This is a genomic window from Streptomyces sp. NPDC060194 (genome assembly GCF_042728285.1).
Lineage (GTDB): Bacteria > Actinomycetota > Actinomycetes > Streptomycetales > Streptomycetaceae > Streptomyces.
In genome coordinates this window covers 1-11,240 of record NZ_JBHWZH010000168.1, presented here as the reverse complement: position 1 = coordinate 11,240, position 11,240 = coordinate 1, and the positions used below count along the sequence as shown (strand labels likewise).

Here is an 11,240-nt window from a genome sequence, read left to right as displayed (position 1 = left end):
CCGGTGTACGGCGTGCGGCCCCCGTCGTCGCGTGAGACGCGCGGTCAGCGCCTGCGGTGGCTGGTCGGGCCGTCCGTGAGGGGCTCCCCGCCGAGCTCGCGCTCACGGGCCGCCTTCTCGGCCGCCTCCGCCTTCTCCGCGGCCTCCATCTCGGCGAACACGTCGATCGGCGGCGGCGCCTTCGACAGGAACACCCAGGTCAGGTAGACGGCGAGCAGCATCGGCGGCAGCTTCAGCGCGATGATGACCCAGCCGAGCTGCTCGGTGTCGCCCCAGAAGTACAGCGGGAAGAGGATGGCGTACTTCGCCAGGAAGATCAGGCCCCAGGCGTAGCTGGCCTTGACGTAGGCCTTCTTGCGGCCGGGGTTGCGCTTCCGCCAGGAGAGGTTCTCCTTGAAGACCGGTCCGAGGATCAGGCCGATCAGCGGGTAGCCGGCGACGGCGGAGACGACGTAGGCGAGGCCCAGGCCGGTGCCGTAGAGCATGCCGGGCAGGTAGAAGTCCTTCGCGTTGCCCGTGAGCATCGAGAAGGCGACGCCGACGGCGACGCCGAAGACGCCGCTGAAGGCGTGCTTGACGGTGTCCCGGCGGATCAGCCGGACGGCCACGAGCAGCAGCGCTACCCCGAGGGCGGCGATCGCCGACACGTGGAGGTCCTGGTTGATCGTGTAGATCATGACGAACAGCAGGCCGGGGAGGATGGTCTCCACCGTGCCCCGCACACCGCCGAACGCGTCGAAGAGCGCGGCCTCGGTGACCTTGCGCTCGGCCGCGCGGCTCGCGTCGCGGTCGTCCGCGGGGGCCGGGGCGGGGGTGGTGCCGGGCTGGTCGTGTGGTGCGGTGGTCGGCTTGTCGACTGACGTCACCGGCTACTCCCGTCCGAGCGGTCGGAGTTCGTACTTGGGGTTGAAGAGCACCCGGCGGCCGTGGCTCAGGGAGACGCGGCCCGATGCGATGAGCTTGCGCCCCGGTTCTATACCGACGATGGAGCGCCTGCCCAGCCAGACCACGTCGAGCGACGCGGAGCCGTCGAACAGTTCTGCCTCCAGGGCGGGCACCCCGGCCCGGGGACGCAGGGTGACCGTGCGCAGCGTACCCGTGACCGTGACGATCTGGCGATCGTCGCAGGCGGAGATCGGTGTGCAGCCCGTCGCCTCGGTGTCCTCCTGCAGCTCGGCGGCCTCCGCGTCCTGCTGGGACGTGGACAGCCGGTCGAGCATCCGCCGGAACCGCCCGCCGGACTTCTGGGAAGAGGAGAGGCCACTCATACCTTGAAGCCTACCCGCGCCCACTGACAGCGATCGCGGGGCGGAGGTCCCGGACCCGCGGTGACCGCCCGCAGGCCTCCGCGGGCGGGTCCTAGCGTTCGAAGCGGTAGCCCATCCCCGGCTCGGTGACGAAGTGCCGGGGGTGCGAGGGGTCCGCCTCCAGCTTGCGGCGGAGCTGGGCCATGTAAACCCGCAGGTAGTTGGTCTCCGTGCCGTAGGAGGGCCCCCAGACCTCCTGGAGGAGCTGTTTCTGGCCGACCAGCCGGCCGGTGTTGCGGACCAGCACCTCCAGCAGGTGCCACTCGGTGGGCGTGAGGCGGACGTCGCGGCCGTCGCGGGTGACCTTCTTCGCCACGAGGTCGACGGAGAAGTCGTCGGTCTCCACCCCGCCGACGTCGCCGCCCGCGTCGGGGGCCGGCTCCGCGCGGCGGATCGCCGCCCGCAGCCGGGCGAGCAGCTCGTCCATGCCGAACGGCTTGGTGACGTAGTCGTCCGCGCCCGCGTCCAGGGCCTCGACCTTCTCGTCGGAGGAGTGCCGTGCGGAGAGCACCAGGATCGGCACCCGGGTCCAGCCGCGCAGTCCGCGGATGACGTCGACGCCGTCCATGTCGGGCAGCCCGAGGTCCAGGACCACCACGTCGGGGTGGCGGGCGGCGGCGAGCTGCAGCGCGGTGGCTCCGTCGGCGGCGGCGTCGACCTCGTACCGGCGCGCCTTGAGGTTGATCACGAGCGCGCGGACGATCTGCGGCTCGTCCTCGACGACGAGGACCCTGGTCATGAGACGCCTTTCGGTTGCGGGGCGGCGGCCGTCGCCGCGGGTCCGCGCGGGGCGGCCGCCGCGCGCAGGGAGAAGACCATGGTCAGGCCGCCGCCGGGGGTGTCCTCGGCGGTGAGGGTCCCGGCCATCGCCTCGACGAAGCCGCGGGCGACCGCGAGGCCGAGGCCGACCCCGGCCCCGCGCGGGGCGTCGCCGTAGCGCTGGAAGGGCTCGAAGATGCGCTCCTTGGCGTCCTCGGGGACGCCGGGTCCGCGGTCGACCACCCGCAGCTCGACCCGGCTGCCGAGCGCGCTCGCGGCGACCGAGACGGGCCGGCCGCCGGTGGAGTACTTCACCGCGTTCTCGACGACGTTCGCCGCCGCCCGCTCCAGCAGGCCGGGGTCGACGGCCACCATGGGCAACGTCTCGGGGATGTCCAGGTGGACGCCCGCCTCGGGCACGCCGACCAGCGCCATGGGGACCACCTCGTCGAGGTCGATCTCGCGGATCAGCGGGGTGACGGTGCCGGTCTGCAGCCGGGACATGTCCAGGAGGTTGCCCACCAGGTGGTCGAGGCGGTCGGAGCCCTCCTCGATGGCCTCCAGGAGGTCCGCCTCGTCGGCGTCCGACCACTCGACGTCGTCGGACCGCAGCGAGCTGACGGCGGCCTTGATCGCGGCGAGCGGGGTGCGCAGGTCGTGGCTGACGGCGGCGAGCAGCGCGGTGCGGATCCGGTTGCCCTCGGCGAGCTTGCGGGCCTCCTCGGCCTCATCGAGGAGCCGGCGGCGCTCCAGGACGACGGCCGCCTGCGCCGCGAACGCGGCGAGCACCCGCCGGTCCTCGGCCGGCAGCACCCGCCCGGACAGGGCGAGCGCCATGTGGTCGCCCACCGGCATGTCGACGTCCGCGTCCTCGGGGCGGTCCACGGACCGCGGCCCGACCCGGGCGGCGCAGGTCCAGGGGTCGACGTCGCTGAGCCGCTCCAGGAGGGCCACCGACTCCATGTTGAACGTCTCGCGGACCCGCTCCAGGAGCGCGTCGAGCGCGGTCTCGCCGCGCAGCACGCTGCCGGACAGGAAGGAGAGGATCTCCGACTCCGCCCGCAGCCGGGCGGCCTGGTGGGTGCGGCGGGCCGCGAGGTCGACGACGGAGGCGACGGCGAGGGCGACGCCGACGAAGATGACCAGGGCGACGACGTTGCGCGGGTCGGAGATCGCGAACCGGTGCAGCGGTCGGGTGAAGTAGTAGTTCAGGAGCAGCGAGCCGAAGAGGGCCGAGACCAGCGCCGGCCACAGCCCGCCGAGCAGGGCCGCGCCCACCGTCAGCGACAGGAACAGCAGCATGTCGTTGGCGAGGCCGAGCTCGATGTGGAAGCGCAGCAGCACGAGCGTCATCAGGACCGGTCCCGCCACGCCTGTCAGCCAGCCGGCCGCCACCCGCGCGGTGCCGAGCCGCGCCCCGCGGGCCACCGGGAGTCCGCGCCCCTTGGCGACCTCCTCGTGGGTGACGATGTGGACGTCCAGGTCGGGCCCGGACTCGCGGGCCACCGTCACCCCGACGCCGGGGCCGAAGACGTACTGCCAGGTCTTGCGGCGGGAGGAGCCGAGGACGATCTGGGTGGCGTTCACGCCCCGCGCGAAGGCCAGCAGCGCGGTGGGGACGTCGTCGCCGAGGACGTGGTGGAAGGTCCCGCCCAGGTCCTCGACGAGGGTCCGCTGGACGGCGAGCTCCTTGGGCGAGGCTGCGGTCAGGCCGTCGCTGCGGGCGACGTACACGGCGAGGATCTCGCCGCCGGAGGCCTTGGCGGCCATCCGCGCGGCCCGGCGGATCAGGGTGCGGCCCTCGGGGCCGCCGGTGAGGCCGACGACGATCCGCTCGCGCGCCTGCCAGGTGGAGCGGATGCCGTGCTCGCCGCGGTACTGCTGGAGGTACTCGTCGACCCGGTCGGCGGTCCACAGGAGGGCCAGCTCGCGCAGGGCGGTGAGGTTGCCGGGGCGGAAGTAGTTGGAGAGCGCGGCGTCGACGCGGTCGGGCTGGTAGACGTTCCCGTGCGCCATCCGGCGGCGCAGCGCCTGGGGCGACATGTCGACCAGCTCGATCTGGTCGGCCCGCCGCACCACCTCGTCCGGCACGGTCTCCCGCTGCCGCACCCCGGTGATCGACTCGACGACGTCGCCCAGGGACTCCAGGTGCTGGATGTTGACCGTGGAGACGACGTCCAGGCCGGCGGCGAGCAGCTCCTCGACGTCCCGCCAGCGCTTGTCGTGGCGGGATCCGGGGGCGTTGGTGTGCGCGAGTTCGTCGACCAGGACGACGGCCGGGGCGCGGCGCAGGATCGCGTCGACGTCCATCTCGGTGAGCGTCGCGTCGCGGTGGACGGTCTCGCGCCGGGGTATCTGCTCCAGGCCGCGCAGCATCGCCTCGGTGCGCGGCCGCTCGTGGTGCTCGACGAAGCCGACCACGCAGTCGGTGCCGCGCTCCACCCGGCGGTGCGCCTCGGCGAGCATGGCGTAGGTCTTGCCGACACCCGGCGCCGCGCCCAGATAGATCCGAAGCCTGCCGCGTCCCATGTCAGCGACTCTAAGCGCAGTCCGGGGGCCTCACCGGCCGTGCGGCCCGCCGGGGCCCCCGGCTTGACGAGATCCTGACGCACGACGGCCCGCGACGGGCCCGTGGGGACCGTCGCGGGCCATGAGACGACTCCGCGCGAAAAGGGCTCAGCGGACCTCGGTGATCTCCGGGCCGCGCTGGAGCTGGCCCATGCCGCCGGCGAAGCGGGAGCCCTCCTGCTCCTCTTGCTGCACGCCGTCGGGCATCATCTGCGCGTCGTCGGGGAGCTTGAGGACGATCGGGTCGCGGGGGGCCATCGGCCCGTCGCCGCGGACCACGACGGTGTCCTGGAAGATCTGCTCGAGCACCCCGGCGGCCTGCGGCTGCACCGCGCCCTGGCCGGAGATCACACCGCGCAGGAACCAGCGCGGGCCGTCGCAGCCGATGAAGCGGACCAGCTGCACGCCGTTGGTGCCGTCGGGCAGCTGGACGGGGACCTGCGCGCGCAGCTCCCAGCCGAGCGGGCCCTCGACCTCGTCGATGACGCCACCCTGGGAGGTGATGCCCCCGGCGATCTCGTCGCGGACCTCGCCCCAGATGCCCTCCTTCTTCGGCGCGGCGAACGCCTGGAGCTGCACGGCGCTGTCCTTCAGGACCACCGTCGCGGCGACGATCGCGTCACCGGCGACCTCGACCCGCAGCTCCATGCCGTCGACGCCGGGGACGAACAGGCCGCCCAGGTCGACGCGGCCCTCGTCGGCCCTGCGGACCTCGGAGAGGTCCCAGGGGCCGTTGGGCCGGGGGGCCGGCGGAAGGTTCGCGCGGCGCGGCGACGGCTCGGCGGCGGGGTCGTCGGCACCCTCCGCGTCGGCGAACTGCTCGGCCTCGCCCACCGCGTCGGCGGTGTCGTTGCTCTTCTTGCGACGTCCGAACACCACGTCACTGTCCTTCCCGGTCGGTAACGACCGAAGCGTAGCTGTTCCCACCCTGCGGACCGCCCCCGCCGGCGCCCACCGAGGCGTGGCCGCCGGTCGAGCCGAAGCCTCCCTCGGCCCGCACCGATGCGGGAAGCTCCGCGACCTCCTGGAAGCGGACCTTCTCGACCTGCTGGACGACGAGTTGGGCGATGCGGTCGAAGCGCTCGAACCGCACGCTCTCGCGCGGATCGAGGTTCACGACGATCACCTTGATCTCTCCACGGTACCCGGCATCGACCGTCCCGGGGGCATTCACCAGGGCGACTCCGCAGCGGGCGGCGAGGCCGGATCGAGGGTGCACGAAGGCCGCGTACCCCTCGGGGAGCGCGACAGCCACCCCGGTGGGAAGGACGGCGCGCTCGCCGGGGGCGAGCTCGGCGGACTCGGTGGTGACGAGGTCGGCCCCGGCATCACCGGGCTGCCCGTAGGCGGGCAGCGGGACCGCGGGGTCGACGCGGCGGATCTGCACGTCGAGCGGGGTGCGCGGGGTCATCAGGGGTTCACCTCGAAGGCGCGGGCGCGCCGGATCTGGTCGGGGTCGGCCATCGCGGCCCGGATCTCCTCGGGGCGGCCGTTCTCGGTGAAGTGTTCGACCTTCACCTCGACGAAGAGGGCCTGCGCGCGGACCGCGACCGGCCCGTCGGGGCCGCCGATCCGGCCGGTGGCGGTCGAGTAGATCTTGCGGCCGTGCACGGCGGTGACCTCCGCCCGCAGGTGCAGGACGGTGTCGACGGGGACGGGCCGCAGGTAGTCGGTCTCGAGACGGCCGGTCACCGCGATCACCCGCAGCATCCAGCCGAGCCCGCCGAGCGTCTCGTCGAGCGCGGTGGCGAGCAGCCCGCCGTGGGCGAGCCCGGGGGCGCCCTGGTGCGCGGCGCGGACGGTGAACTCGGCGGTCACGTCGACGCCGTCGCCGGCCCGGGTGGTGAGCTGCAGCCCGTGCGGCTGCTGGTCGCCGCAGCCGAAGCAGTGGCCGTAGTGGGAACCGATCAGTTCGCCGGGGGCGGGGGCCTCGGGGTGCCGGACGGGGACTATGGCGTCGGCCGGGGGCGTCAGGGCTGTACTCACAGGCGCAGACCCTACCCGGACGGCCGCCGGGGGCCCGCACCGTGCCAAGCTGGTGGCATGCAGCCCGCCGCGCAGTCCTACGAAGAACGCCTCACCGTCCCCACCGGCTGGTGGGTGATCACAGCCCTGGTCGGCGTGTCCGGCGGGCTGATCCTGCTGCCGTTCGGCGTGCTGCCGATGCTGGCGGGCCTGGTGGGCGCGGCGGCGCTGACGGCGACGGGCGTCAGCGCGTACGGCTCCGCGCGGATCCGCGTGGTCGCGGACTCGCTGGTCGCGGGGGACGCGCGGATCCCGCTGACGGCGCTCGGCGAGGTGGAGCGGCTGGACGCCGAGGGGGCGCGCGCCTGGCGCTCGTACAAGGCGGACCCGCGCGCCTTCATGCTGCTGCGCGCCTACGTGCCCACGGCGGTGCGGATCGAGGTCGTGGACCCGGCGGACCCGACGCCGTACGTCTACCTCTCGACGCGGGACCCCGAGGGCCTTGCCGAGGCGCTGGCGGCCGCTCGCGCCGCGGGCGCGGAGCGGTCGGCCGGCTGAGCGGTCGGGCACCGGAGCCGTCGGGCTACCGGAGTTCCTTCGGGAACTCGGGGGGCAGCACCGCGGGCTGCTCCAGCGGCGCCTGCGCGGGCAGGGCGTGCCAGGGCACCTGGCGTTTGCGCAGGTCGGCGCGGATGTGTTCGGCGAGCTTCTTGGTGTCGCGCCGGTTCATCATGGCGCCGACGGCGGCGCCCACCATGAACGGCATCAGGTTGGGCAGGCTGCGCACCATGCGCTTCATGATCTGCTGGCGCAGCTCGCGCTTCACGTGGCCGCTGAGGGCGTTGTTGAACGTCGAGGGGCGGGTGACGTCGACGCCGCGCTCCTCCGCCCAGGCGGTCAGGTAGCCGGTGCTGCGCTCCTTGAGGTTGCCGGGCGGCCGCAGGCCGTAGACCTCGTGCAGCTCGGCGATGAGTTTCAGCTCGATGGCCGCCACACCGGTGATCTCGGCGGCCAGCTCGGCGGGCATGGCGGGGGCGACGGGCAGCATCGCGGCCGCGCCGATGCCGGCGCCGACGGTGGAGGTGGCGTTGGCCGCGCCCGCCACCAGCTTGTCGGCGAGCTCCTCCGGCGGCAGGCCGGGGAACTGCCGCCGCAGGGTGGCGAGATCGCGCACCGGGACGCGGGGCGCGTTCTCGATCATGCGGTCGGCGAGGTACCCGATGCCGGCCTTGGCGCCCTTGCCGCCCTTGGCGATGCCGCCCCTGAGGCCGGCGAAGCGGCCGGGGCCGGGCGGCTGCTCGGCCGCCTCGAGCGGAGCCGGCAGGCCCCGCCCGTCGTCGTCCTTGCGCTGACCGGGCACGGCTATGCCGTCGGTGACGCGGTCGTCACCGGTACCCGCCCGGTCCTTCTTCTTCCGGAATCCCCCTCGCACCGGACCGGCCTCAGTCGCAGTCGCGGCAGATCGGCTGGCCGTTCTTCTCCTTGGCCAGCTGGCTGCGGTGGTGGACCAGGAAGCAGCTCATGCAGGTGAACTCGTCGGCCTGCTTGGGCAGCACGCGGACCGCGAGCTCCTCGTTGGACAGGTCCGCGCCGGGGAGCTCCAGGCCCTCCGCCGCCTCGAACTCGTCGACGTCGACGGTCGAGGTGGTCTTGTCGTTGCGACGGGCCTTGAGCTCCTCGAGGCTGTCCTCGTTGAGGTCGTCGTCGGTCTTGCGTGGGGTGTCGTAATCCGTTGCCATGTCGCTCTCCCCCTCGTGGGTGTATGCGGTGTCTCAGCGGCGTAACGCATGAGAGGCCGGACTTGTGCCCGACCTGAGGCGGAGATTTTGCCTCACATCAAGGTCTGTTACTCAATCGACACCCGACCGCGCCCCTGAAGGGCCGTCCGGTTGGGTGGCGAGGCGAACCGTACACGGTTCCCGGGTGGTGGTTCACGACCGCCACCCCGTGTACTTCCCGTGATCAGGGGGGCGGAAAACCCGGACGTTACCGGCGTCGGGCTCCGGATCGCGATCACGGAGCGTAGACGGCCGGAAATCGTCCCTTGTGATCGATCGCACACCGTCCCGGGTGGGTCGGGTGCCGATAATTCCGCTTAAAGCGAACACGAATCCGCCCCGTCACAGCGGCAGCGTGACGCGCATCACCAGCCCCCCGCCGTCCCGCGGCACCGCGACGATCCGCCCGCCGTGCGCCCGGGCGACCGAGCGCGCGATCGAGAGGCCGAGACCGACGCCCTTGTCGCTGCCCGTCCGCTCGGTCCGCAGCCGCCGGAACGGCTCGAACAGGTTGTCCACCTCGTACGCGGGAACGACCGGTCCCGTGTTCGAGACGGTCAGCACCGCGCAACCGGGGTCCGTGGCCGGTTCGAGCTCCGTCGTGACCTCCACCCAGCCGTTATCGGCCAGGTTGTAGCGCACGGCGTTCTGGACCAGGTTCAGGGCGATCCGCTCCAGAAGGACGCCGTTGCCCCGCACCACCGCCGGCTCGCGCAGCCCGCGGATCTCCACGCCCTTGGCCGCGGCCTCGCCGCGTGCCTGGTCGATGGCCTGTCCGGCCACCTCGGCGAGGTCGACGGGCTTGCGCTCCACGAGCTGGTTGTCGCTCCGGGCGAGCAGCAGCAGCCCCTCGACGAGCTGCTCGCTGCGCTCGTTGGTGGCGAGCAGCGTCCTGCCGAGCTGCTGGAGCTCCACCGGCGCTCCGGGGTCGGAGAGGTGCACCTCCAGGAGCGTGCGGTTGATCGCGAGCGGGGTGCGCAGCTCGTGGGAGGCGTTGCCGACGAACCGCTGCTGGGCGGTGAAGGCCCGCTCCAGACGGTCGAGCATCTCGTCGAAGGTGTCGGCGAGCTCCTTGAACTCGTCGTCGGGGGCGTCCATCTCGATCCGGCGGGTCAAGTCCGTGCCGGCGACCCGGCGGGCGGTCCTGGTGATCCGGTTGAGCGGGGCGAGGACCCGGCCGGCCATCGCGTAGCCGAAGGCGAACGCGATGATGCTGAGGCCGACCAAGGCCATCAGGGACCGGAAGAGCAGCTCGTCCAGGGCGTGCTGGCGCTGGTTGTTCACACAGGCGTTCATGGCTGCGTTCACCTGCTCGGCCGCGACGTTGCCCGCCGGCAGGTCGCAGGTGTTGCTGCCGACCGTGCCCTCGATGAGCTTGAACGGGAGTTCGCTGCCCACGTTGAGCGCCTGCGCGGCGAGCAGGTAGATGATCGAGAGCAGCAGGATGCCGGCGATCAGGAACATGCCGCCGTAGAGCAGCGTCAGGCGTATGCGGATCGTCGGCCGCAGCCAGGGCAGGCCCTGGTCGATGCGGCGCGGGTCCCAGGTCGGCTTCGGCGGCACCACGGGGCGGGGTGGGGCGGAGGCGTCGGGCACGGTGATCAGATCCGGTAGCCGGAGCCGGGCACGGTGACGATCACCGCGGGCTCGCCCAGCTTGCGCCGCAGGGTCATGACCGTCACGCGCACGACGTTGGTGAAGGGGTCGGTGTTCTCGTCCCAGGCCTTCTCCAGGAGCTGCTCGGCGGAGACGACCGCGCCCTCGCTGCGCATGAGCACCTCCAGGACGGCGAACTCCTTCGGGGCGAGCTGGATCTCGCGGCCGTCCCTCGTCACCTCGCGGCGGTTGGGGTCGAGCCGGATGCCGACGCGCTCCAGGACGGGCGGCAGCGGGACGGTGGTGCGCCGGCCGAGCGCGCGCACGCGGGCGATCAGCTCGGTGAAGGCGAACGGCTTGGGGAGGTAGTCGTCCGCCCCGATCTCCAGGCCCTCCACCCGGTCGCTGACGTCACCGGAGGCGGTGAGCATCAGGACGCGGGTGGGCATGCCGAGCTCGATGATCTTCCGGCAGACGTCGTCGCCGTGCACCAGGGGCAGGTCGCGGTCCAGGACGACTACGTCGTAGTCGTTGACTCCGATCCGCTCCAGGGCGGCCGCTCCGTCGTACACGGCGTCGACGGCCATGGCCTCACGGCGGAGCCCGGTGGCCACCGCATCGGCGAGCAGCTGCTCGTCCTCGACGACGAGTACACGCACGTCGCTGTCCTTCCGCTGTGCCCGGGGTCGGGCGTGGTTCCAGGGTTGCGGGGCCCATCCTGCCCGTAACGCGCATAAACCGGCGGTAAGGCGGTCCTGGGCGCGGGGCGGCGACCGGCCGTGGAACACGGGGGGAACGGCCGGCGGAGGTTGTGGCGGTGTGGTGGGAATCAAACGAATCGGCGACCGGTTGAGGTTTTCGCGCCACGGGGCGGGGGGAGGACGACTCCACACCCGCGATCACGCCCTGTGTGTGGCGCGCCACGAGCCGTCGGCGTCGATCCGGGGAGCCGACCCGACCCACCGCTGCCGAGCACGACGCACGTTTCACCCCCGGCACAGCGCATGTGCCACCTACCCATGACAAGGGGGCCGCATCCATGAACGCGTTCACCGACGGGCTGTTGGAGCGCATCCACAGCACGGAGACCGATCTCAGCCGGGCCCGCGAGGACGGCGACGACTTCCTGGTGGAGGTCGAGCAGGGCGAACTCGACGACCTCCGCCGCCTCGCCGCGGAACACGGCGTGCAGGTTCGCACCGCCGGCGTCTGACCGACCCGGCCGCACGACACCGAGGGGCCCCCGACCGCCACAGCGGCCGGGGGC

Annotated in this window: 13 protein-coding genes; 2 read left to right on the top strand and 11 right to left on the bottom strand. The window is 72.7% G+C overall.

Going from position 1 to position 11,240, the window contains the following annotated elements; genetic code table 11:
- Positions 1-44: 44 nt before the first annotated feature.
- From ACFWEG_RS25700 to ACFWEG_RS25670, 7 genes are all read right to left on the bottom strand, one after another.
- Positions 45-866 carry a DUF3159 domain-containing protein gene (locus tag ACFWEG_RS25700; protein WP_387219561.1) on the bottom strand — a complete coding sequence of 274 codons (822 nt, stop codon included), beginning with the start codon at positions 864-866 and terminating at the stop codon, positions 45-47.
- A gap of 3 nt (positions 867-869) precedes the next feature.
- Complete coding sequence (locus ACFWEG_RS25695) at positions 870-1,220, bottom strand: OB-fold nucleic acid binding domain-containing protein (protein WP_387219567.1); 351 nt, start codon at positions 1,218-1,220, stop codon at positions 870-872.
- A 139-nt stretch (positions 1,221-1,359) separates the two neighbouring features.
- On the bottom strand, positions 1,360-2,046 hold the full coding sequence (locus ACFWEG_RS25690) for a response regulator (protein ID WP_387219559.1): 687 nt from the start codon (positions 2,044-2,046) through the stop codon (positions 1,360-1,362).
- Positions 2,043-4,595, bottom strand: a complete 2,553-nt coding sequence (locus ACFWEG_RS25685; protein ID WP_387219558.1) for a DUF4118 domain-containing protein — start codon at positions 4,593-4,595, stop codon at positions 2,043-2,045. The genes ACFWEG_RS25690 and ACFWEG_RS25685 overlap by 4 nt, the downstream gene beginning before the upstream one ends.
- Before the next feature lie 147 nt (positions 4,596-4,742).
- Entirely contained in the window at positions 4,743-5,510 is a 768-nt protein-coding gene (locus ACFWEG_RS25680) for a DUF3710 domain-containing protein (protein WP_387219564.1), read from the bottom strand.
- A 4-nt stretch (positions 5,511-5,514) separates the two neighbouring features.
- Positions 5,515-6,045 (bottom strand): dUTP diphosphatase, encoded by a 531-nt coding sequence (gene dut / locus ACFWEG_RS25675; protein WP_387219556.1) that lies wholly within the window; start codon positions 6,043-6,045, stop codon positions 5,515-5,517.
- Entirely contained in the window at positions 6,045-6,620 is a 576-nt protein-coding gene (locus tag ACFWEG_RS25670) for a PaaI family thioesterase (RefSeq protein ID WP_387219553.1), read from the bottom strand. The genes dut and ACFWEG_RS25670 overlap by 1 nt, the downstream gene beginning before the upstream one ends.
- Before the next feature lie 57 nt (positions 6,621-6,677).
- On the opposite strand from ACFWEG_RS25670, the gene ACFWEG_RS25665 reads away from it, so the two are divergent.
- A complete protein-coding gene (locus ACFWEG_RS25665; protein WP_387219550.1) occupies positions 6,678-7,157 on the top strand; it encodes a DUF3093 domain-containing protein in 480 nt (159 codons plus the stop codon).
- 25 nt (positions 7,158-7,182) lie between these two features.
- Here ACFWEG_RS25665 and ACFWEG_RS25660 read toward each other — a convergent pair whose 3' ends face one another.
- From ACFWEG_RS25660 to ACFWEG_RS25645, 4 genes are all read right to left on the bottom strand, one after another.
- On the bottom strand, positions 7,183-8,031 hold the full coding sequence (locus ACFWEG_RS25660) for a hypothetical protein (RefSeq protein WP_387219548.1): 849 nt from the start codon (positions 8,029-8,031) through the stop codon (positions 7,183-7,185).
- 10 nt (positions 8,032-8,041) lie between these two features.
- Positions 8,042-8,338, bottom strand: a complete 297-nt coding sequence (locus tag ACFWEG_RS25655) for a DUF4193 domain-containing protein (protein WP_387219546.1) — start codon at positions 8,336-8,338, stop codon at positions 8,042-8,044.
- Between the two features lie 381 nt (positions 8,339-8,719).
- Positions 8,720-9,973: a sensor histidine kinase gene (locus tag ACFWEG_RS25650; RefSeq protein ID WP_387219544.1), complete on the bottom strand. Its 1,254-nt coding sequence runs from the start codon at positions 9,971-9,973 to the stop codon at positions 8,720-8,722.
- Positions 9,974-9,978: 5 nt separating this feature from the next.
- A complete protein-coding gene (locus ACFWEG_RS25645; RefSeq protein ID WP_387219542.1) occupies positions 9,979-10,632 on the bottom strand; it encodes a response regulator transcription factor in 654 nt (217 codons plus the stop codon).
- Positions 10,633-11,012: 380 nt separating this feature from the next.
- On the opposite strand from ACFWEG_RS25645, the gene ACFWEG_RS25640 reads away from it, so the two are divergent.
- Entirely contained in the window at positions 11,013-11,186 is a 174-nt protein-coding gene (locus ACFWEG_RS25640; RefSeq protein ID WP_387219540.1) for a hypothetical protein, read from the top strand.
- Positions 11,187-11,240 lie beyond the last annotated feature (54 nt).

Bases quoted from the DNA above. Each gene is read 5' to 3' on its own strand.
- ACFWEG_RS25695 (WP_387219567.1), bottom strand. From the start codon at position 1,220: ATGCTCGACCGGCTGTCCACGTCCCAGCAGGACGCGGAGGCCGCCGAG.
- ACFWEG_RS25690 (WP_387219559.1), bottom strand. From the start codon at position 2,046: ATGACCAGGGTCCTCGTCGTCGAGGACGAGCCGCAGATCGTCCGCGCG.
- ACFWEG_RS25685 (WP_387219558.1), bottom strand. From the start codon at position 4,595: ATGGGACGCGGCAGGCTTCGGATCTATCTGGGCGCGGCGCCGGGTGTC.
- dut (WP_387219556.1), bottom strand. From the start codon at position 6,045: ATGACCCCGCGCACCCCGCTCGACGTGCAGATCCGCCGCGTCGACCCC.
- ACFWEG_RS25665 (WP_387219550.1), top strand. From the start codon at position 6,678: ATGCAGCCCGCCGCGCAGTCCTACGAAGAACGCCTCACCGTCCCCACC.
- ACFWEG_RS25655 (WP_387219546.1), bottom strand. From the start codon at position 8,338: ATGGCAACGGATTACGACACCCCACGCAAGACCGACGACGACCTCAAC.
- ACFWEG_RS25640 (WP_387219540.1), top strand. From the start codon at position 11,013: ATGAACGCGTTCACCGACGGGCTGTTGGAGCGCATCCACAGCACGGAG.